This is a genomic window from Angustibacter aerolatus, from assembly GCF_054776675.1.
Genome location: NZ_BAAHBM010000064.1, coordinates 1 through 20170, shown reverse-complemented (window position 1 = coordinate 20170; position 20170 = coordinate 1). Strand labels below are relative to the sequence as shown.

The 20170-nt window shown below is 74.7% G+C and carries 17 protein-coding genes and 1 pseudogene; 11 read left to right on the top strand and 7 right to left on the bottom strand.

Annotated features, from left to right (window positions below):
• A pseudogene (locus tag ACYVI6_RS13855) lies at positions 1-465 on the top strand (hypothetical protein); the annotation flags it as partial.
• A 34-nt stretch (positions 466-499) separates the two neighbouring features.
• Positions 500-1417 carry a pirin family protein gene (locus tag ACYVI6_RS13850; protein WP_460446934.1) on the top strand — a complete coding sequence of 306 codons (918 nt, stop codon included), beginning with the start codon at positions 500-502 and terminating at the stop codon, positions 1415-1417.
• A gap of 34 nt (positions 1418-1451) precedes the next feature.
• Here the strand turns inward: ACYVI6_RS13850 and ACYVI6_RS13845 are convergent, their stop codons facing one another.
• The gene (locus tag ACYVI6_RS13845; protein WP_460446933.1) at positions 1452-2456 is read right to left on the bottom strand and encodes an aminoglycoside phosphotransferase family protein; all 1005 of its coding nucleotides are present in this window, start codon (positions 2454-2456) and stop codon (positions 1452-1454) included.
• A 150-nt stretch (positions 2457-2606) separates the two neighbouring features.
• Here ACYVI6_RS13845 and ACYVI6_RS13840 point away from each other — a divergent pair, with 150 nt between their 5' ends.
• From ACYVI6_RS13840 to ACYVI6_RS13820, 5 genes are read left to right on the top strand one after another with little or no spacing between them, the layout of a single operon-like run.
• Positions 2607-3602, top strand: a complete 996-nt coding sequence (locus ACYVI6_RS13840) for a sugar-binding transcriptional regulator (RefSeq protein WP_460446932.1) — start codon at positions 2607-2609, stop codon at positions 3600-3602.
• Positions 3602-4735 carry a sugar ABC transporter substrate-binding protein gene (locus tag ACYVI6_RS13835; protein WP_460446931.1) on the top strand — a complete coding sequence of 378 codons (1134 nt, stop codon included), beginning with the start codon at positions 3602-3604 and terminating at the stop codon, positions 4733-4735. The genes ACYVI6_RS13840 and ACYVI6_RS13835 overlap by 1 nt, the downstream gene beginning before the upstream one ends.
• 13 nt (positions 4736-4748) lie before the next feature.
• Positions 4749-7298: an ATP-binding cassette domain-containing protein gene (locus ACYVI6_RS13830; protein ID WP_460446930.1), complete on the top strand. Its 2550-nt coding sequence runs from the start codon at positions 4749-4751 to the stop codon at positions 7296-7298.
• Positions 7298-8302 carry an ABC transporter permease gene (locus tag ACYVI6_RS13825; RefSeq protein WP_460446929.1) on the top strand — a complete coding sequence of 335 codons (1005 nt, stop codon included), beginning with the start codon at positions 7298-7300 and terminating at the stop codon, positions 8300-8302. Before ACYVI6_RS13830 ends, ACYVI6_RS13825 begins: the two co-directional genes overlap by 1 nt.
• 19 nt (positions 8303-8321) lie before the next feature.
• Positions 8322-9044, top strand: a complete 723-nt coding sequence (locus tag ACYVI6_RS13820; protein ID WP_460446928.1) for an amidohydrolase family protein — start codon at positions 8322-8324, stop codon at positions 9042-9044.
• A gap of 80 nt (positions 9045-9124) precedes the next feature.
• On the opposite strand, the gene glnA is transcribed toward ACYVI6_RS13820, so the two are convergent.
• Positions 9125-10549, bottom strand: a complete 1425-nt coding sequence (gene glnA, locus ACYVI6_RS13815; RefSeq protein WP_460446927.1) for a type I glutamate--ammonia ligase — start codon at positions 10547-10549, stop codon at positions 9125-9127.
• Between the two features lie 157 nt (positions 10550-10706).
• Between glnA and ACYVI6_RS13810 the strand changes: the two genes are divergently transcribed.
• Complete coding sequence (locus ACYVI6_RS13810) at positions 10707-11147, top strand: RDD family protein (RefSeq protein ID WP_284290546.1); 441 nt, start codon at positions 10707-10709, stop codon at positions 11145-11147.
• Positions 11148-11164: 17 nt separating this feature from the next.
• Here the strand turns inward: ACYVI6_RS13810 and ACYVI6_RS13805 are convergent, their stop codons facing one another.
• From ACYVI6_RS13805 to lipB, 3 genes are read right to left on the bottom strand one after another with little or no spacing between them, the layout of a single operon-like run.
• On the bottom strand, positions 11165-11887 hold the full coding sequence (locus ACYVI6_RS13805) for a DUF4191 domain-containing protein (RefSeq protein WP_460446926.1): 723 nt from the start codon (positions 11885-11887) through the stop codon (positions 11165-11167).
• Between the two features lie 44 nt (positions 11888-11931).
• Positions 11932-12939 carry a lipoyl synthase gene (gene lipA / locus ACYVI6_RS13800; RefSeq protein ID WP_460446925.1) on the bottom strand — a complete coding sequence of 336 codons (1008 nt, stop codon included), beginning with the start codon at positions 12937-12939 and terminating at the stop codon, positions 11932-11934.
• Positions 12940-12958: 19 nt separating this feature from the next.
• Positions 12959-13612, bottom strand: coding sequence for a lipoyl(octanoyl) transferase LipB (gene lipB / locus ACYVI6_RS13795; protein ID WP_460446924.1), 654 nt, complete (start codon positions 13610-13612; stop codon positions 12959-12961).
• A gap of 34 nt (positions 13613-13646) precedes the next feature.
• Here lipB and ACYVI6_RS13790 point away from each other — a divergent pair, with 34 nt between their 5' ends.
• Together ACYVI6_RS13790 and ACYVI6_RS13785 are read left to right on the top strand one after the other, a co-directional pair.
• Positions 13647-16160 (top strand): MMPL family transporter, encoded by a 2514-nt coding sequence (locus tag ACYVI6_RS13790; protein WP_460446923.1) that lies wholly within the window; start codon positions 13647-13649, stop codon positions 16158-16160.
• A 12-nt stretch (positions 16161-16172) separates the two neighbouring features.
• Positions 16173-17204 (top strand): Gfo/Idh/MocA family protein, encoded by a 1032-nt coding sequence (locus ACYVI6_RS13785; protein WP_460446922.1) that lies wholly within the window; start codon positions 16173-16175, stop codon positions 17202-17204.
• A gap of 1 nt (position 17205) precedes the next feature.
• Here ACYVI6_RS13785 and ACYVI6_RS13780 read toward each other — a convergent pair whose 3' ends face one another.
• Positions 17206-17952, bottom strand: coding sequence for a Type 1 glutamine amidotransferase-like domain-containing protein (locus tag ACYVI6_RS13780; RefSeq protein WP_460446921.1), 747 nt, complete (start codon positions 17950-17952; stop codon positions 17206-17208).
• A complete protein-coding gene (locus ACYVI6_RS13775; protein ID WP_460446920.1) occupies positions 17949-19247 on the bottom strand; it encodes an FAD-dependent oxidoreductase in 1299 nt (432 codons plus the stop codon). The genes ACYVI6_RS13780 and ACYVI6_RS13775 overlap by 4 nt, the downstream gene beginning before the upstream one ends.
• Positions 19248-19386: 139 nt before the next feature.
• On the opposite strand from ACYVI6_RS13775, the gene ACYVI6_RS13770 reads away from it, so the two are divergent.
• The coding region (locus ACYVI6_RS13770; RefSeq protein WP_460446919.1) for a serine/threonine-protein kinase at positions 19387-20170 on the top strand (784 nt) is incomplete at its 3' end.

Genomic DNA, 20170 nt, shown 5'->3' with positions numbered 1-20170 from the left:
GACGTGCTGCTGCACCACCGCGGCCTGGCTCCGGCGGCCGGCCCCGACACCGCCGTGGTGCTGCTCCGCCGACCGCTGCCGGCCGACCCCACGACCTGGGCCGCGACCCCGGCACCGGACCTCACCGGGCTCGCAGCGGCGCTCGACGCGCTGCCGGCCGACACCGGCGCCGGTGCCGCCCCCGGCGCGCTGCCCGGGTACGTGCCGACCGCCGGCTGGACGTTCGCCGACGCCGCGCGCCCGGCCCGCCGTCCGGCCACCGCGGTCGCGGCCGGCGCACCGGTCGCGGTCGCGTTCGACGTCGACCTCGGTGCCACGAACCCGGCGAACGCGTCCGGCGCCGACGTGCTGCTGCTCGCGCTCGTGCACCGTCGGGACGAGCCGGTGACGCTCCCGAGCGGCGGGCTGCGCGACGCCGTCCTCGCCTCCTCGCACGCCAGCGCCCGCTCGCTGCGCCTGGTGTGACCCCCGGGCTCCCGCGCCGGGGCAGGATGGCGTCGTGACCCAGCCGACCAGCGTGCTGCTGCCCGGGCACGACGTGCCGATCGCCCGCCACACCACCGTCCGGCGCCTGCTGCCGCACCGCGAGCGGCGGATGGTCGGCGCCTGGTGCTTCGTCGACCACTTCGACGACGACGTCGCCGGCGGGCCGGGCATGGACATCGCGCCGCACCCGCACACCGGCCTGCAGACGGTCACCTGGCTGCTGGAGGGCGCGGTGCACCACCGCGACAGCCTCGGCAGCGACCAGCTGGTGCGCCCCGGCGAGCTGAACCTCATGACGGCGGGCCGCGGCATCGCGCACTCCGAGCACTCGCCGACCGACCGCCCACCGCGCATGCACGGCCTGCAGCTGTGGATCGCGCTGCCCGACGGCGCCCGCGACGGCGCCGCCGCGTTCGAGCACCACGCCGACCTGCCGACCGCCGAGCACGACGGCGTGCAGGCGACCGTCGTCGTCGGCGAGCTGCTCGGCGTGCGCTCTCCGGCGACCGTGCACACCCCGCTGGTCGGTGCCGAGCTGCGCCTCGCGGCCGGGCGGCACGAGCTGCCGGTCGACCCCGCCTTCGAGCACGCGCTGCTCGCGCTCGAGGGTGCGACGGCCGTCGACGGGCAGGACGTCGCGTGCGGCGCGCTGCTCGTGCTCGAGCCGGGGTGCGACCGCGTGGTGCTCGTGGCCGCCGGACCGGCGCGGGTGTTCCTGCTGGGCGGCGCGCCGTTCGAGGCCGACCTGGTGATGTGGTGGAACTTCGTCGCCCGCACCCACGACGAGATCGCCGCGGCCCGCGCCGACTGGGCCGCCGGCGCGGCGCGGTTCGGCGTGGTGCCGGGTGGTGAGCCGCCGCTGCCCGCACCGGCGATGCCGTCGGTGCGGCTCAAGGCCCGCGGGCGCACCGGCAGCCGCCGGGACGGCTGAGCCGGCTGAGCCGGCTGAGCCGGTTGGGCCGGGGCTACCGCCAGGCGCCGTAGGGGTCGTCCCGCAGCCACCGCCGGACGCCGTAGGGCACCGAGTCGGCGAAGTCGGCGGCGTCGACCGGGGGCGCGGCGCGCACCAGCGCCCACCAGGCCAGCGCCCGCTGCACCGCGCCGGTGCCGCGGGTCAGCTCGACGGCGGCCCGCAGCTCGCGCGGCGTGCCGTACGCGGCGAACGGCTCGAGGTAGGCGTCGCGCAGCGCCAGCAGCCGCCCGTCACCGGGCGGCAGGTCGAGCGCGTGCGCCAGCGCGCGCAGCGTCACGACGAGGGTGTGGAACGGCTGGCTGACGCAGGCGTCGCCCCAGTCGATCGCCCGGGCCCGGCCGTCGCGCACGAAGACGTTGCCGTCGTGCAGGTCGTCGTGCTGCACGGCGTCGGGCACCCCGAGGGCCGCGACCTCGTCGCACAGCCGCTCGAACTCCGGCAACCGCCGCAGCAGCTCGGCGTGCTCGGCCGCGCCGAGCTGCTCCTCGCCGCTCTCGCACAGCGTGACGCGCTCGTCGGCCAGCTCGCGCAGCAGGCCGGGCAGCCGCGCGGGGCGCAGGTCCGGCGTCCCGGCGTCGAGCAGGGCGTCGACGTGCGGGGCCACGGCGAGCTGCAGCTCGGCGTACCGGGGGAGCAGGTCGCGCCAGACCTCGAGCTGCGGCAGCCCGGGCACGCGCTCGCGCAGCCGCTCACCGGCGTCCGGCAGCAGCACCAGGTGGCGGTCGTGGTCGACCGCCACCGGCTCGGCGACCTCGTCCGGCGCGAGCCGGTGCAGCACCTGCAGCAGCCTGCCCTCGAACGCCTGCGCGGGGCCGTTCGCCTTGCACCAGAACACCCCGGCCGTCGTCGGGATGCGCAGGGTGGTCGCCCAGGTGCGCACGTGCGGCTGCGTGATCGGGCCGGTGGGCTCGGCGCCGAGTGCGGCCAGCTGCCGCAGCGCCCACCGCCGCACGTCGTCCAGCCACGCGGGGTCGGTCCAGCTCGCCGGTCCCGTCACGCCACCTCCTCGGATCGCTCGGACGGTACGCGGTCGTCGCGCTCGCCGCCGCCCGTTTCCTGTGCGTCGCTTGACCGTCGGCCGACTCCGGCATAGCGTCATGCGCATCCGCTCAACACGTGAGCAGATGCTCAACGAGGAGTGCAGGCCGTGCCCGACGACGTGGCGAAGCAACGACTGCTGGTGCGTGCTGCGGTCATGTACTACGTCGAGGGCGGCACCCAGCAGGACATCGCCCGGCACCTGGGCGTGAGCCGCGCGACCGCCGGCCGGTTGGTGGCCCAGGCGCGCGCCGAGGGCATCGTGCGCATCGAGGTGGTCAGCGACCTCACCCGCCAGGTCGGCGCCGAGCTGGCCCTCGAGAACGCCTACGGGCTCGCCGAGGTGGTGGTGGTCGACCCCGCCGACGTCAACGCCGCCGGCCGCGTCGACCTCGGCAAGGGCGTCGCCGACCTGCTGGGGCGGCGGCTGCACGACGGCGCCGTGCTCGGTCTCGGGTGGGGCGGCAACCCGAGCGAGTGGATCGGCCGCACCGCCGAGGTGCTGCGGACCTCGCGCCGGGCGGCGCCCGCCGCGGCCGACCTCACCGTGGTGCAGATGGCCGGGGCGGCGCCGAGCGACCCGACGCGGGTCAACCCGATGCGCACCGTCGCGGCCGTCGCCGACGCCCTCGACGCGAACGACCTGCTGGTCGCCGCGCCGCTGTACGTCGACAGCGCCGCCACCGCCAGCAGCCTGCGGGCCGACCGCAGCATCGCCGACACCATCGCCGCGGTCGACCGGGCCGACGTCTGCGTCTTCGGCGTCGGGCACGTCACGACCACCACGCCGCTGTTCGTCAACGGCTACCTCGACGAGGCCGAGCTCGCCGGGCTGCGCGCGGCAGGCGCCGTCGGCGACGTGTGCGGTCGGTTCTTCGACGCCGACGGCGCGCCCGTCGACGGCGACCTCGCCGAGCGCACCATCGGCGCCCGCCTGGAGCAGATCGCCGCCCGGCCGCTCCGCATCGCGATCGCCGCCGGCCCCGAGCGGGTCGAGCCGCTGGCCGCCGCGCTGCGCGGACGGCTGGCCAACGCGGTCGTCACCGACACCCCCACGGCCCTCGCGCTCGTCGAGCGCGCGGGCCTTCACCCCACGGAGGCATGATGCGCCACCCCACCCGTCGGCTGCGGCGTCCCGCGCTGCTCGTGCTGCTCGCCGCGGCGCTGACCGCGCTGCTCAGCGCGTGCGCGCTGCAGGGTCCGGTCACCGACGCGACCAGCGGCTCGCCGTCGTCCGGTGCGACGCCCACGACGAAGCCGTCGTTCGCCGCCGGACCCCTGAAGGTCGGCATCGCCTCGCGCGAGATCGTCAACGACTACAACCGCGACATCATCGCCGGCGCCGAGCAGACCTTTCGCGCCGAGGGCGCGACGGTCACCGTCACGAACGCCGGCGGTGACGCCACCAAGCACCTGAACAACATCCAGACCCTGCTGAACGCCGGCACCAACGTGCTGGTGATCGAGCTCGGCGACCCGGCCCAGCTGGCGCCGGTCGTGCAGCAGGCCCGCAGCCGCGGTGTCGTGGTCGTGACGTGCGGCGTCGGGTCGACCGTCCCGGGCGCGGTGACCGACGTCGGCGGCGACGAGCACCTGATGTCGGAGATGATGACCCGCTCGCTGCTCGACTCGATGTCGTACCGCGGCGACCTGTACGCGTTCTGGGTGCCCGGCGCGCCGCTGCTCGAGACGCGGCTGCGGGTGCTGAAGGCGGTCGTCGCCGACTACCCCGCGGTGAAGCTGCACCTGCAGCCGTCCGACTTCAGCCCGGCCCGCGTGCAGTCGCAGATGCAGGCCGTGCTCACGGCGCACCCCGAGAAGGGCTCGGTCGCAGGCGTGTGGGGCGCCTACGACCAGATGACCTCCGGTGCGGTGCAGGCGATCCAGCAGGCCGACCGACCCGAGATCAAGGTGGCCAGCATCGACGGCGACCGCGCCACGTTCTCGATGCTGTACGCGCCGAACAGCCCCTTCGTGGCCACCGTCGTGCAGAACGCCCAGCGCATCGGGCAGCTCGCCGCGCAGGCCGCGCTCGACGCCCGCGCCGGTAAGCAGGTCGCGCCGAACGTGTTCACGACGGCCTGGATCGCGACGCGGCACAACGGGATCGAGGCCGCGGAGATGCGGTACGGCAAGGGTGTCTGGTCGCAGATCAAGCTCGACCCGCAGCAGGTGGCCCGCGACTGGCCGCAGGACCAGGACGTGACCGTCATGCAGCCGGTCTCGCCGCGAGGGTGAAGGGACGCACCAGATGACCACCACCGTCACCGACGAGGGCGTCGCACCGGCGCAGCCTCGTGAGGTCGTCGCCGCCGCGCGCGGCGTCTCCGTGACCTTCGGCCGCACCACCGTGCTGCACGACGTCGATCTCGAGCTGCACGCGGGGGAGGTGCACGCCCTCGTGGGGCAGAACGGCGCCGGCAAGTCGACGCTCGTGAAGGCCCTCACCGGCGTGAACCCGTTGAGCGGCGGGCACATCGAGGTGCACGGCGAGGCCGTGCAGCTCGGCGGCCCGCAGGACGCCAGGGCGCTCGGCATCGAGATCGTCCACCAGGACCAGCCGCTCGCCACGCACCTCACCGTCGCCGACAACATGTTCCTCGGCCGCGAGCGGCTGCAGGGCGGGGTGCTGCTCGACCGGGCCGGCGCGTCCGCCGCCGCCCGCGACGTCCTGCGCCGGCTCGGTGCGACCTGCGGGCCGGACGACGTCGTCGACGACCTCACGCCCACGCAGCGCGTGCAGGTCACCATCGCCGGCGCCCTCGCGCAGCGCCCGCGGGTGCTGGTGCTCGACGAGCCGACCGCCGCGCTGGCCGCGGCCGAGGCGGAGCCGGTCTTCCAGGCCATCCGCAGCGCCCGCGACGACGGCGTCGCCGTGCTCTACATCAGCCACCGGCTGGGCGAGATCACCCGCCTCGCCGACCGCGTCACCGTGCTGCGCGACGGCCACCGCACGAGCCTCGAGACCACCGGCGGGCTCTCGACCGACGCGCTGGTGACCGCGATGGTCGGCCGCGACGTCGAGGCGCTCTACCCGGACGTCGCCCGCGAGCCGGGCGCCGAGGTGCTGCGGGTGCGCGGCCTGCGCTCGGGCGACCTCGTGCGCGGCGTCGACCTGGAGGTGCGGGCCGGCGAGGTCGTCGGCCTGGCCGGGCTCGTCGGCTCCGGAGCGAGCGAGACGCTGCTGGCGCTGTTCGGCGACCACCGCTCCACCGGCACGGTCGAGGTCGACGGCGCCCCGGCGTCCGCCTCGACCCCGGCGTCGGCCGCCCGCGCGGGCTTCGCGCTGGTGCCCGAGGAGCGCCGCACCGAGGCGCTGTTCCCGGGCCTGTCGGTGCGCGCCAACGTGACGGCCGCCAGCCTGCCGGCCCACCGACGCGGCGGCGTGCTGTCGCGGCGGCGTGAGCGGGTCGTCGCCGAGGAGCTGGTGCAGCGGCTCGGCGTCGTGACCGGCTCGGTCGAGCAGGACGTCGCCACGTTGTCCGGTGGCAACCAGCAGAAGGTCGTCGTCGGGCGCTGGCTGGCCCGCGGCGGCCGGGTGTATCTCGTCGACGAGCCCACCGCCGGCGTCGACGTCGCGTCCAAGGTCGAGATCTACCGGCAGCTCGGCACGCTGGCCGCCGGGGGAGCGGGCGTGCTCGTCGTGTCGTCCGACTTCGCCGAGCTCGCCGGCGTCTGCGACCGGGTGCTCGTCGTCCGCGACGGCGTCGTGGTCGACGAGGTGCGCGGTGACAACCTCGACGAGGAACGGTTGACCGCGCTCGCTGCGGCGACCGACCAGACCGCGGCGGAGGTGGCGGCGGCACCCACCGCGCCGGCCGCCGCCTCCGACGCCGGTGCCCGCAGCCGTCGCGCCGCGCGCACCCGCCAGGCCGCCGTGGGGCTCGCGATGCTCGTCGTCGTGGCGCTGCTCGTGGCCCGCACGCCTGGCTTCCTGCTCTCGAGCGGCTTCTGGGACGTGCTGCGCCAGGCCGGCACGCCGGCGCTGCTCGCCACCGCACTCGCCGTCGCGCTCGGTGCCGGGGCCTTCGACCTCTCGGTCGGGGCCGTCGCCTCGCTGACCGCGACCGTCTCGGCGTCCGTCGTCGCGGCCGGTGCGCCCGCCGTCGTCGCGCTGCTCGTCGGCGTGGCGCTCGGTGCGCTGGTGGGGGTGGTGAACGGCGGCCTGACCGTGCTGCTGCGGGTGCCGTCGTTCGTGGCGACGCTCGGCATGCTCTTCCTGCTGGTCGGCGTCACGCTCGGCGTGAACGGCGGCCTCGCGGTCGGTGCACCCGCGGGCTCCGGCTTCCTGCTGCTCGGTCAGGGCTTCGTCGGGCCGGTGCCGGGCATCGCCGTCACCGTGCTCGTGGTCGTCGCCGTCGTCACCGTGCTGTGGCGGCGCACGGCACCGGGCCTGCGCCTGCGGGCCGCGGGCGACGACCCGGCGGCCGCCAGGCTGCGCGGCGTGCGCACCGGCGCCGGCACCCTCTCGGCGCTGACGCTCAGCGGCACCCTCAGCGGGCTCGCCGGCGTGCTGCTGGCGTCCTACGCCGGTGGCGCCACGGCGCGCGACGCCTCGCTCGACCTGCTGGTCTCGGCGCTGGCGGCCGCGTTCCTCGGGTCGGCGCTCACCCGCACGTTCCTCTTCGACCCCGCGACGGCGGCGCTGGGCTCGCTCTTCGTCACCGCCGTGGCGGCCGGGTTGATCGCGAACGGGCTCTCCGACGAGTGGCTCGGCGGCGTGCAGGGCGTCGTGCTGCTGCTGGCGGTGGTGGTGTCGGTCGCCCGGCGCCGCGCCGTCGGACAGGTGGTGATCTTCTGATGGCCACCGCGACCCCCACCCGCCCCGCCGCGTCGTCCGCGGCGTCCCGCTCGCGGACGGACGCCGTGCGCCCGTTCGCCACCCTCGCCGGCATGGTCGTCGTGCTGGCCGCCGTCGCCGTCGCGCGACCGCTGTTCCTGCGCCTCGACAACCTCTCCGCGGTCGCGGTCGACGCGACGGTGCTCGTCGTGATGGCGGTCGGGCTCAGCGTGCTCATGGCGATGCGCGGCCTCGACCTGTCGATCGCGGCTACGGCCGACCTCGCCGGCTACCTCGCCGCGAAGGCCCTGCTCGACGGGCACGGCACCACGGCCGCGGTGCTGGCAGCGCTCGCCATCGGCCTGCTCGTCGGGCTCGTGAACGGCGCGCTCTCGGCGTACGTCGGGCTGCCGGCGATCGTGGCGACGCTCGGCACGAACTTGCTGGTGACCGCCGTCGCGCTCGTCGTGTCGGACAGCGGCACGCCGCAGCAGCTGTTCACCGCGCCCATCGAGCTCGTGAAGCCGGTGCTGGTGCTCGGGTCGGACTCGTGGGGACCGGTGCGGCTGCTGGTGCTGCTGGCCGTCGTGGTCGTGGCCGCCGCCTGGTTCGCCACGACCCGCACCGTGTGGGGTCGCCGGCAGCAGCTCGTCGACGCCAGCACCCGCGCCGCCCGGCTGTCGGGCACCCCGGTGCGCGGCGTCTTCGCCTCGGGCTTCGTGGTGTCGGGCCTGCTCGCCGCGCTCGGCGGGCTGATGCTCACCGCCCGCACCGGCCTGGCCGTGCCCGGCTCGGCCCAGCCGTTCCTGCTCGACGCGTTCACCGCCGTGTACCTCGGTGCGACCGCGTCCCCCCGCGGCCGGATCAGCGTGCTCTGGACCGTCGTCGGTGCGCTGTTCGTCAGCGCGCTCGCCAACGGCCTCGTGCTGCTCGGCCTCGGTGCACCCTGGCGCTACGGCCTGAACGGTGCCCTCATCCTGCTCGCCCTCGCGCTCGGCGTCCTGCGCCGTCGCGGCACCCGCTGAACCCCTTGGAGGTCACCGCATGTCCCTCGTGATCGACGCCCACAACCACGTCGGCGTCCGGCACGGCGCCAGCCAGACCGGTGACGAGCTCGTCGCCAAGATGGACGAGGCCGGCGTCGACCGGGCCTGCGTCTTCCCGTTCGTCGAGGGCGTCGTCGACAACACCGCCGTCGACGACGCGGCCGGCCCGCACCCCGACCGGCTGATCCCGTACCTCGCGCTGAACCCGTGGACCGGCCAGGCCGCGATCGACGAGCTGCACCAGCGCGCCGACGCCGGTGCCCGCGGCCTGAAGCTGCACCCGACGATCCACGGCTACCACCTGAGCGACCTCGAGCTGGTCGGGCCGCTGCTGGACGCCGTCCGGGAGCGCGGGCTCGTCGTCATCTGCCACGGCGCGTCCGACCTCTACAACGCCCCGCCGGAGTTCGCCCGCATCTGCGCCGCCTACCCCGAGGTGCCGTTCATGATGGCCCACAGCGGCACGTTCTGGTCGCACGACCAGGCGATGGAGGTCGCGGCCGACACCCCGAACCTCTACCTCGAGACGGCTCGCGTGCCGGTGTTCGAGGTGTCGCTCTCGGTCAGGCAGCTGGGGCCGGAGAAGGTGATCTGGGGCACCGACTCGCCGTTCGTCGACTACGTGTTCGAGTTCGAGAAGATGGACCGCGCCTGCGGCTCCGCCGACGCCAAGGAGCTCGTCTGCGGCGGCAACCTGGCCCGGTTGCTCGGCCTCGACTGACCCGTCCGACCCGCCACGCACGACGGCCGCCCCGCAGCAGGTGCTGCGGGGCGGCCGTCGTCGCGTCGGTGCTCGACCGATCAGATGTCGTAGTACAGCTCGAACTCGTGGGGGTGCGGGCGCAGGCGGATCGGGTCGACCTCGTTGGTGCGCTTGTACTCGATCCACGTCTCGATGAGGTCGGGCGTGAACACGTTGCCCTCGGTGAGGTACTCGTGGTCGGCCTCGAGCGCGTCGAGCACCTCGGCGAGCGTGCCGGGCACCTGCTGGATGGAGGCGTGCTCCTCCGGCGGCAGCTCGTACAGGTCCTTGTCGATCGGGTCCGGCGGCTCGATCTTGTTGCGGATGCCGTCGATGCCGGCCATCAGCATCGCCGAGAACGCCAGGTAGGGGTTGCTCGACGGGTCGGGCACGCGGAACTCGATGCGCTTGGCCTTCGGGTTCGAGCCGGTGACCGGGATCCGCACGCAGGCGGAGCGGTTGCGCGCGGAGTAGACCAGGTTGACGGGGGCCTCGTAGCCGGGCACCAGGCGGTGGTAGCTGTTCACCGTCGGGTTGGTGAAGGCGAGCAGCGACGGCGCGTGCTTCAGGAGGCCGCCGATGTACCAGCGCGCGACGTCGGACAGGCCGCCGTAGCCGCGCTCGTCGTAGAAGAGCGGCTCGCCGTCCTTCCAGAGCGACTGGTGGCAGTGCATGCCCGAACCGTTGTCACCGAACAGCGGCTTCGGCATGAAGGTGACGGTCTTGCCGTGCTGGTGCGCCACGTTCTTGATGACGTACTTGAAGAGCATGACCTTGTCGGCCGACACCGCGAGCTCGTCGAAGCGGTAGTTGATCTCGGCCTGACCGGCGGTGCCCACCTCGTGGTGCGAGCGCTCGACCTGCAGGCCGAGGGCGTCGAGCTGCACGACCATCTGGTCGCGCAGGTCGCTGTAGTGGTCGACCGGCGCGACGGGGAAGTACCCGCCCTTGTACGGCGTCTTGTGGCCGAGGTTGCCACCCTCCTCGACGCGGCCGGTGTTCCAGGCGCCCTCGATGGAGTCGATGAAGTAGTAGCCGGCGTTCTGCTTCGTCTCGAAGCGCACGTCGTCGAAGATGTAGAACTCGGCCTCGGGGGCGAAGAACGCGGTGTCGGCGATGCCGGTCGACTTCAGGTACGCCTCTGCCTTCGCCGCGACCTGGCGCGGGTCGCGGCTGTACGGCTCGTCGGTGTACGGGTCGACGATCGAGAAGTTGACGTTCAGCGTCTTCTCGACCCGGAAGGGGTCGACGTAGGCGGTGTGCACGTCGGGGATGAGCTTCATGTCCGACTCGTGGATCGCCTGGAAGCCGCGGATCGAGGACCCGTCGAACATCTGGCCGTCGGTGAAGAAGCTCGCGTCGACGCTCGCCGCGGGGACGTTGAAGTGCTGCATGACGCCCGGCAGGTCGCAGAATCGGACGTCGACGAACTTCACGTCCTCGTCCCTGATGAACTGCATGACCTCTTCGGCGTTGCTGAACATCCATCCTCCTCGTGGCCGGAGCCCGCGCTCCGTCCCCGGGAATCTAGGGACGGCCGGTTGCTCCGTGGTTGCTCGATCGTTTCGGGCACGTTACGAGACGCCCGGCACGTGACCAGCAGGTGACGGCTCGGACGTCGTGAGCGCCTACGCTAGCCGCATGGCGCGTCGAACCGTCGGCTCGTGGTTGCAGGGACCCGGATCGGTCACCCGCGACCCGGACGACTTCCCCGGACGACGGCTCGGCCTCCCGGCGGAGGGGCGCGGCTCCGTGGCCGGCGTCGGGCGCCGCCTGATCGCGCTGTGCGTCGACTGGGCCATCGCGCTGGCCCTCTCCACGCTGCTCTTCGACCGCGACCAGTGGGCCACGCTGGGCGTCTTCGCGCTCGAGCAGACGCTGCTCGTCGGGCTGGTGGGAGCCGGCGTCGGCCACCGGCTGCTGGGCATGCAGGTGGTGCGGGTCGACGGCGAGCGCCCGGGCTTCGGCCTCGCGCTGCTGCGCGCGGTGCTGCTGTCGCTCGCCGTGCCGGCGCTGATCTGGGACCGCGACCAGCGCGGGCTGCACGACCGCTGGTCGGGCACGGTGCTGCGCCGCACCTGACCGGTGTCGCGTCGGGGTCAGCGCCCGCGCATCCCGCGGCGGTCGGGCCGGGCTCGCATCGGGTCGATGCCCTTGGGCACCGGCAGCCGCTGGGCGCCGAGCGCGCGCAGCCGCTTGTGCACCGCGACCACCTCGGCCTTGCTGAGGGTGGGGCGCATGCGGTTCAGCTTGCCGGTGAGCTTGCGCACCGGCACCTCGTCCTCGCCGGTGCCGACGCGCACCACGTGCACGGCGACGTTCGGCAGCACCCGCTGCACCCGCTTGCGCTCGGACTCGACGAGCTTCGTCGCCCGGCCGATCGGGCCCTCGGACACCAGCACGACGCCCGGGCGACCGACGGCACGGAACACCATCGCTGCGGACGTCGGGTCCTGCGGGCGGCTCGCCTCGACGGCCACCGGCTGCTCGTCGCGGAACCACCCGCGGCGCAGCGCACCGAGCGCGGCGCCGGCGGCACCGGTCTGGCCCTCGATGCCGCGGTAGGCGGCGCGCTCGGCCAGCCGGCCCATCACGATGACCGCGGCGAGCAGCGCGAACGGGACGCCGATGACCGTCAGGTAGATCGGGTGGTCGAAGACCTGCCCGAGCACCGCGAACACGGCCAGCACGACCACGAACGTCCCGAGCATCCACCAGGGGACCTTCGGGTCGAGCTGGCGGCTCTGCTTGAACAGGGTCGTGATCTGGCGCAGCCCGGCGAAGCGCTGCTTCTTCGGGGCGTCGGTGTCGGAGCGTGCCACGGTCGACGATCCTACGTCCTGACCGGCGGTCGGCCGACCAGCGATCAGCGGCCGAGCAGGCTGGCGGCCTCCTGGCGGGCGGGGGACTGCGCCGCCTCCGCCAGGTGCGCCAGCTGCGCCGGCACCTGCCCGCCGCGACGCTGCACGGCCTGCACGTAGAGCCGACCCGCGCGGTACGACGAGCGCACCAGCGGCCCGGCCATGACGCCGGCGAAGCCCATGCGCTCGGCCTCGTCGGACAGCTCGACGAACTCCTCGGGCTTCACCCAGCGCTCGACGGGGTGGTGCCGCTTCGAGGGGCGCAGGTACTGCGTGATCGTCAGCAGGTCGCAGCCGGCCTCGTGCAGGTCGCGCATCGCCTCGACGACCTCGTCGATCGTCTCGCCCATGCCCAGGATGAGGTTCGACTTGGTGACCAGGCCGGCGGCGCGGCCCTGGGTGATGACGTCGAGCGAGCGCTCGTAGCGGAAGGCCGGGCGGATGCGCTTGAAGATGCGCGGCACCGTCTCGACGTTGTGCGCGAACACCTCGGGCGCCGTCTCGAGCACCTGACCGACGAGCTCGGGCACCGCGTTGAAGTCGGGCACCAGGATCTCGACGCCGGTGCCTGGGTTCAGCGCGTGCACCTGGCGGATGGTCTCGGCGTACAGCCAGGCGCCGCCGTCCGCGAGGTCGTCGCGGGCGACGCCGGTGATCGTCGCGTAGCGCAGGCCCATCGCCTGCACCGACTCCGCGACGCGGCGCGGCTCGTCGCGGTCGAGCGGCTCGGGCTTGCCGGTGTCGATCTGGCAGAAGTCGCAGCGCCGGGTGCACTGCTCGCCACCGATGAGGAAGGTGGCCTCGCGGTCCTCCCAGCACTCGAAGATGTTGGGGCAGCCGGCCTCCTGGCACACGGTGTGCAGGCCCTCGCGGCGCACCAGACCGTGCAGCTCGTTGTACTGCGGCCCCATCGTCGCCTTGGTCTTGATCCAGGACGGCTTCTTCTCGATCGGCGTCTCGGCGTTGCGCGCCTCGAGGCGCAGCATCCGACGGCCCTCGGGTGCGATGGTCACCCGCCCAGCGTACGTCGGTTCAGAACGCGGCGCGGAGGTGACGCTCGACACCCGGCAGCACCTCGGCGACCGTGACGTCGCGGCCGAGCTCGCGACTCAGCGACGTGACGCCCGCGTCGGGGATGCCGCACGGCACGATCGCCTGCCCCCACGACAGGTCGCAGTCGCAGTTCAGCGAGAAGCCGTGCATGGTGACGCCCTGCGAGACGCGGATGCCGATGGCGGCGACCTTGCGGTCGGGTCCGCCGCCGGTCACCCAGACGCCGCTGCGGCCCTCGACCCGGGTGGTGGCCAGGCCGAGGTCGGCGCACACGTCGATGAGCACGCCCTCGAGCTGCCGCACGTACGCCACGACGTCCATCGGGTCGGGCAGCCGGCGGATCGGGTAGCCGACGAGCTGGCCGGGGCCGTGCCAGGTGATCTTGCCGCCGCGGTCGACCTCGACGACCGGCGTGCCGTCGACCGGGCGGTCCTGCGGCTCGGTGCGCTTGCCCGCGGTGTACGTCGGCGGGTGCTCGAGCAGCAGCACGGTGTCGGCGCGCCGACCGGCCACGACGTCGGCGTGCACCTCGCGCTGCAGCTGCCATCCGGCCAGGTACTCGACCGGCTGCGGCACGAAGCCGGCGTGGACGATCTCGAGCGTGCGCTGCGCCGCGGGCGCCGGGGCGGTCATGCCCCTCACGCTACGCCGCTGGCATGCTGACCGGATGAGCGGTGAGCCACGCGCCACGCCCGAGCCGCCCACCCGCACCGCGCGTCGGCGGCGCCGGGCCGGCACCCGTCGCTGGCTGGTGCGCTCGGCCGCGCTCCTCGTGCTGCTGGTGGCCTGGCTGGCCGTCGGCGGCGTGGGCGGCCCGGACGTCGGGCGGCTGTCGCAGGTGCAGGAGAACGACGACGCGAACTTCCTGCCGAGCGACGCCGAGGCCACCGAGCTGTCGCGGCTGTCGCAGCGCTTCAGCCAGGACGACGCGCTGCCGTACCTCGTGGTGGTCGAGCGGGCCTCGGGCATCACGGCCGCCGACCGCACCGCCGTCCAGGCGTTCGTCTCGGGCCTGCCGAGCCGGAAGGTCGTGGTCGAGGGCGTCGCGGCCGGCGCGCAGCCCGACCTGCGGGAGTTCCTGCTGCCGGCGCCCGCTCCGCTGGTGCCGAGCGAGGACGGGAAGGCGCTCCTGGTCCCGGTGTCGGCCGACGGCGACCGTGCCGGCGACTCGCTGTCGGACGGCTCCTCGGTGGCGCTCGGCGTCGCGACCGCCATCCGCACGGCCGATGCCCAGCTCGAGCGGTCCGGCCTGCAGGTCTGGGTGACCGGCCCGGGCGGGGTGACCGCCGACTTCGTGACGGCGTTCTCCGGCATCGACACGAAGCTGCTCGGCGTCACGCTGGTCGCGGTCTTCGTCATCCTGCTGCTGGTCTACCGCAGCCCGGTGCTGCCGTTCGCCGCGCTGCTGACGGCGATCATGGGTCTCTCGGCGGCGGCCGCGGTGATCTACCGGCTGGCGCGCGACGACGTCATCGACCTCGACGGCCAGAGCCAGGGGATCCTGTCGATCCTGGTGATCGGCGCCGCCACCGACTACGCGCTGCTGCTCGTGTCGCGGTACCGCGAGGAGCTGCACGACCACGAGAGCAAGTACGTCGCCATGCGCCGCGCCTGGCGCCGGGCGGTCGAGCCGATCGCCGCCAGCGCGGCCACCGTGGTGCTCGGCCTGCTCTGCCTGCTGCTCAGCCGCCTCGGCTCGACGCGCGGGCTCGGGCCGGTCGGCGCCATCGGCATCACCGGCGCGCTGCTGGCCGCGCTGACCCTGCTGCCGGTGCTGCTGCTCTGGCCGGTCGTGATCGTGGGGCTGGTCGCCGCCGGGGTCGGGTTCGCGCTGGGTTCGGTGCTGCTCGGACCGGTCGCCGGTGCGGTGCTGGCGGCCCTGGTCGTGCTGGCGGTCGTGGCGCTCGGCGCGCTGCGGCACCGGGCGCTGCAGGCACCCGCTGCCGACGCGGCAGCAGCGACCGGCCGGGTCGCTCGGCTCGGGCGGCTGGCAGCCCGCGCGCCGTCCGGCCGGTGGCTGTTCTGGCCCCGCGTGCCGGGGCTCGACCACGTGCACCAGGAGGACCAGGTCGCGTCCGGTGGCGGCCTGTGGGGTCGGGTCGCCCGGCTGGTCGGCGGCCACCCCCGCCTGGTGTGGACGACGGTGCTCGTGGTGCTGCTGGGCGCGGCCTGCTTCGCGCCCACCCTGCAGGCCGACGGCATCAGCCAGACCGACGTGTTCCGCGGGCGCGTCGAGTCGGTCGACGGCAGCAAGGTGCTGGCCCGGCACTTCCCGGGCGGCTCCGGCAGCCCGGCCCTGCTCGTCGTGCCCGAGGCCGACGCGGCCGACGCGCAGCGCGTCGTGGAGGCGGTGCCCGGCATCAGCTCGGTGGCCTTCACCTCTTCGCCCGGCACCGGCGGTCGGCTACGGCCGCGGGTGGTCGTCGACGGGCAGGTGCAGCTCGAGGCGACGCTGGCGCCGGCCGCAGACAGCACCGCCGGCGAGGAGGTCGTGCAGCGGCTGCGCACCGCCGTCGACGCCGTCGGCCAGGACGTGTTGGTCGGGGGGCCGACGGCCGTGCAGCTCGACGTCCGTGACGCCAGCGACCGCGACCTCCGGGTGATCGTCCCGGCCGTGCTCGTGGTGATCCTGCTCGTGCTGATGCTGCTGCTGCGCGCCGTGGTCGCGCCGGTGCTGCTGGTGCTGGCCAACGTGCTGTCGTTCGCCGCGACCCTCGGGGTCAGCGCCCTGGTGTTCGACCACGTGTTCGGCTTCCCCGGCGGCGACCCGTCGATCCCGCTCTACGCGTTCGTCTTCCTCGTCGCGCTGGGCATCGACTACTCGATCTTCCTGATGACCAGGGTGCGCGAGGAGGCGGGTCACCGCGGGCCGCGGCCCGGCGTGCTCGTCGGCCTGGCGGTCACCGGCGGGGTGATCACCAGCGCCGGGGTCGTGCTGTCGGCGACGTTCGGCGCGCTGGGCTCGGTGCCGATCCTCTTCCTGCAGCAGGTGGCCTTCATCGTCGCGTTCGGCGTGCTGCTCGACACCCTCGTCGTGCGGTCGCTGCTGGTGCCGGCGCTCGCCCACGACCTGGGCCGTGCCGCCTGGTGGCCCGGTCGGCTGAGCCGGGTGCCCGCCGTCGAGCAGCCGGCGCCGGTCGAGGCGGCGACGGCGGGGGAGCACCACCCCGAGCACCTCTGACAGGCTGTGCCCGTGGCGGACACGGGCGCGGTCGGGGTGGCACTGGTCGGGTACGGCATGGCCGGGCGGACGTTCCACCAACCGCTCCTGCAGGCCGCCGGCCTCGACGTCCGCGTGGTCGCCACGCGCGACCCGCAGCGTCAGGAGCAGGCGCTCGCCGACCTGCCCGGCCCGGCGCTGGTCGACGACCTCGACGCCGTGCTCGCCCGCCGCGACGAGCTGGGCGTCGAGCTGGTGGTGCTGGCCAGCCCGACCGGCGCGCACGTCGACCAGGCGCTCGCCTGCATCGACGCGGGCACGCCGTTCGTGGTCGACAAGCCGCTGGCCGTCGACGCCGTCGGCGGACGTCGCGTGGTCGAGCGCGCCGAGCAGGCCGGCGTGCCGATGTGCGTCTTCCAGAACCGCCGCTACGACGACGAGCACCGCACGCTGCGGCAGCTGCTGGCCGACGGCGTGCTCGGCGACGTGCTGCGCTACGAGAAGCGCTGGGAGCGCTGGCGTCCCGTGCCCAAGGACCGCTGGCGCGAGCGGGCCACCGCCGTCGAGGGCGGTGGGTTGCTGCTCGACCTGCACAGCCACCTGGTCGACGGCGCGGTGCAGCTGCTCGGCCGGGTCGTCGAGGTGCACGCCGAGCTCGCCACGCGCACCACCGCCGCCGAGGACGACGCGTTCCTGTCGCTGCTGCACGAGTCCGGCGTCCGCAGCCACCTGGGGGCGCTGTCGACCGCGGCCGCCCCCGGGCCGCGCACCCGCGTGCTCGGCTCGCAGGCGGCGTACGTGGTCACCGAGTTCGAGGGCGAGGTCACCGGGTTCCCCGGCCTGGCGTCGCCGGACGACGAGCACACCGGGTGGGTGGTGCGCGGCGACGAGCGCAGCCCGGCCCGCACCGCCCCGGGCGAGCCCGCCGACTTCTACCGCGAGGTGGCCGCTGCGGTCCGCGGCCTCGGGCCGGTGCCCGTCGCGCCGAGCGATGCCGTGCACGTGCTCGACGTGCTCGACGCGGCGCGGGTCAGCGACCGCGAGCACTCCGTGGTGCGGCTGTAGCTCACGTCTCGTCGGGCAGCGGTGGCAGCAGCCGCGGCTCGATCCGCTCCTCGACCACCTCGCCGTCGACGAGGGTGACGACGTACGCGCCCTTGCCGGGCTGTTCGGTCACCGCCTCGACCATCGTGGTGCCCTCGTACCGGATGCCGACGCCGTCATCGGTGCAGTGCGTCTCGGGCAGGGTGCCGGCCCGCACCAGCTCGTGCACCAGCGGACGCCGCTGCGCCTCGCTGTCGTAGTGCACGCCGTTGCCGTACGGCAACAGCGCCAGCCCGTTCGTCACGGCACGCAGGTCGGGTCCGAAGGAGTCGGTGGTGCCGCCGCGGAACCAGCAGATGGACCCGGCGGAGACCCCGGCCAGCACCACGCCGGCCTCCCAGGCCTCGCGCAGCGCGGCGCCGAGGTCGTGCACCTGCCAGACCGCGAGCAGGTTGGCGACCGACCCGCCGCCGACCCAGATCACGTCCTGCGCCAGCAGGTGCGCCCGCACGTCGGGCACGTTCGGCATCGTGAACAGGTGCAGGTGCGACACCTGCACACCGGCGTTGCGGCTGGCTTCGTCGACCTCGGCCGCGAACGAGCGCTGGTCACCGCCTGCGGTGCTGATGAAGCACACGCGGGCCGCCCGGCCCTCTACCTGCGCCAGCTCGACCGCGTGCAGCAGCAGCGGTCCGAGGCGCAGCCGCGAGCGCCGGCCGAAGGCGTACCCGCCCGAGGTGGCGAGGATCGTGGGCGCCTGCGCCGTCATCCGGCTGCTCCCGTCGGGGTCGTCGTCGCCGTCGCGCGCACGGGTGCGCCGACCCCGAGGTGCGCGAGCACGGCACGGGCCGCACGTCGTCCGGACACGAGCGCACCCTGCACGGACGCGGTGTCGCGATGATCGCCTGCCACGAAGAGCCCCTCACCGAGGTCGACCGCCTGCCGGATGGCGAGCGGGGGTCGCATGGCCGGCAGCGCGTTCGGCACCCGCACCGTGCGCACGTGCTGCCAGCCACGCGGGTCGACGCCGTACACCAGCCGCAGCTGGGCCCGTACGACCTGCTCCGTGGCCGGTTCGTCGCGGTCGCCCAGCACCGTGCTCGACACCAGTGCGCCGCGGCCGGCGGCGTACGTCGGTGCCACGTCCGAGACCACGGCGGTGTTCACCACCGGCCCGCGCCGGTCGCCGTCGAGGTGCAGCAGGCGGCCGAGCCGGCCGGCCGGTGACTGCTCGGCCAGGTGGTAGAAGGTGGTCAGCGCGTGCGTGGGGACACTCGGCAGGCCGGTCAGCTCGGACGCCGCCGCCGCGTCGCCGGCCACCACGACGCAGCGTGCGGACACCACGCCCGCATCGGTCACCACGGCCCCGCCGCGCACCGACACGGCGCGCACGCCCAGGTGGAGCACACCGGGTGGCAACCGGTCGCGCAGCTGCTCGGGGACGGCCCGCACGCCGCGCGCGGGCAGGGCCGGCGTGCCGCGGACGAAGCTGCGGATGACCAGCTCGACGAAGCGCCGCGACGTCTCGCCCTCGTCCTCGCCGAGCACCCCGGCGAGGAACGGCTGCACCACCGAGCGGGCCAGCGCACCGTCGATGCCGTTGCGGCGCAGGGTGGCGCCGTAGGGCTCGTCGGGCGCGTCCTTCAGACGGTCTGCGTGGCGAGCCGCTGCGAGCCCGGCCCATCGCGCGAAGGCCAGCTTCTCGCGCAGGCTGCCTGGCGCGCGCAGCGACCGGGCGGCGTACCGCGGGGACCGCAGGGGATCGGCCAGCACCGAGCGCCGCCCGCCGTGCGCCACCACGACCCCGGCGTCGAACGACTGCAGGTCGAGGGCGTCGAGGTCGAGCAGCCGCCTGGCCGCGGGGTAGGCGGGGTTGAGCAGCTGGAACCCGCGGTCGAGCAGCAGGCCGTCGACCTCGTCGGTGCGGACGCGCCCGCCGACCTCGTCCGACGCCTCGAGCAGCACCGTCTCGACGCCGGCCGCGGTGAGCGTCGCAGCCGCCGTCAGCCCCGCGAGACCCGCCCCGACCACCACGACGTCGGCGCTGGCAGGCAGGACGGTCACGACGTGCGCCTCCCCGGATCGGCCTGGACGTGCGGTGCGCAGCGAACCTAACGCCGCCCGCAGGGCGCCGCACGACGGGGCGCGGTCCGCCTGTGGATAACTTCCGGGCCCGGTCGGCGGGTCGTGTCATGGTCGCCGCATGACAGGTGATGCGCAGACCCGCTGGTGCTCGGACGGCGTCGGTCAGGTGGTCGAGCCACCGGCGATCCCGGGCTACGAGGTCGGCTCCCCGCTCGGCGCCGGAGCGGGCGGCACGGTGTGGCGCGCGACGCCGTGCAGCGGCGGTCCGGCGCTGGCCGCGAAGCTGGTGCGACCCGGGGAGGCCGCAGGCCACGAGCTGGCCGCGCTGCGAGCCGTCCGGCACCCGCACGTCGTCGGGCTGCGCGACGTCGCCGTGCTCGACGACGGGCGCTGGGCGCTGCTCCTCGACCTCATCGACGGCGGCAGCCTCGCCTCGGTCGTCCGGGCGCGCGGTCACCTGCTGGAGGGCGAGGTGGTCAACGTGCTGTCGCCGCTGGCGCTGGCCCTGCACGACCTGCACGACGTCGGGGTCCAGCACGGCGACGTCGCGCCGGGCAACGTGCTGCTGGGGCTCGACGGGCGGCCGGTGCTGAGCGACCTCGGCACCGTGCGGCTGACCGGGCTGCGCCGCCCGGAGGTGTTCGGCACCGCCGGGTACGTCGACCCGGTGGTGCTCGCCGGCGAGGCCCCGGGTCCGGCGTCCGACGTGTACGGGCTGGGTGCGATGGCCTGGTTCGCGCTGACCGGCGCGCCGCCGCCCGCCCCGCCCCTGCGCCGTCCGCTGGCCGAGCTGGTCCCGACGGTCTCGCCCGCCCTCCTCGCGGTCGACGAGCGCGCGGTCGACGCCGACCCCGCGCGGCGACCGGCGCCGGCCGAGCTGGCCCGGGCGCTGCACGACGCCG

Bases quoted from the DNA above. Each gene is read 5' to 3' on its own strand.
- ACYVI6_RS13835 (WP_460446931.1), top strand. From the start codon at position 3,602: ATGCGCCACCCCACCCGTCGGCTGCGGCGTCCCGCGCTGCTCGTGCTG.
- ACYVI6_RS13830 (WP_460446930.1), top strand. From the start codon at position 4,749: ATGACCACCACCGTCACCGACGAGGGCGTCGCACCGGCGCAGCCTCGT.
- ACYVI6_RS13825 (WP_460446929.1), top strand. From the start codon at position 7,298: ATGGCCACCGCGACCCCCACCCGCCCCGCCGCGTCGTCCGCGGCGTCC.
- ACYVI6_RS13820 (WP_460446928.1), top strand. From the start codon at position 8,322: ATGTCCCTCGTGATCGACGCCCACAACCACGTCGGCGTCCGGCACGGC.
- glnA (WP_460446927.1), bottom strand. From the start codon at position 10,549: ATGTTCAGCAACGCCGAAGAGGTCATGCAGTTCATCAGGGACGAGGAC.
- ACYVI6_RS13810 (WP_284290546.1), top strand. From the start codon at position 10,707: ATGGCGCGTCGAACCGTCGGCTCGTGGTTGCAGGGACCCGGATCGGTC.
- lipB (WP_460446924.1), bottom strand. From the start codon at position 13,612: ATGACCGCCCCGGCGCCCGCGGCGCAGCGCACGCTCGAGATCGTCCAC.
- ACYVI6_RS13790 (WP_460446923.1), top strand. From the start codon at position 13,647: ATGAGCGGTGAGCCACGCGCCACGCCCGAGCCGCCCACCCGCACCGCG.
- ACYVI6_RS13780 (WP_460446921.1), bottom strand. From the start codon at position 17,952: ATGACGGCGCAGGCGCCCACGATCCTCGCCACCTCGGGCGGGTACGCC.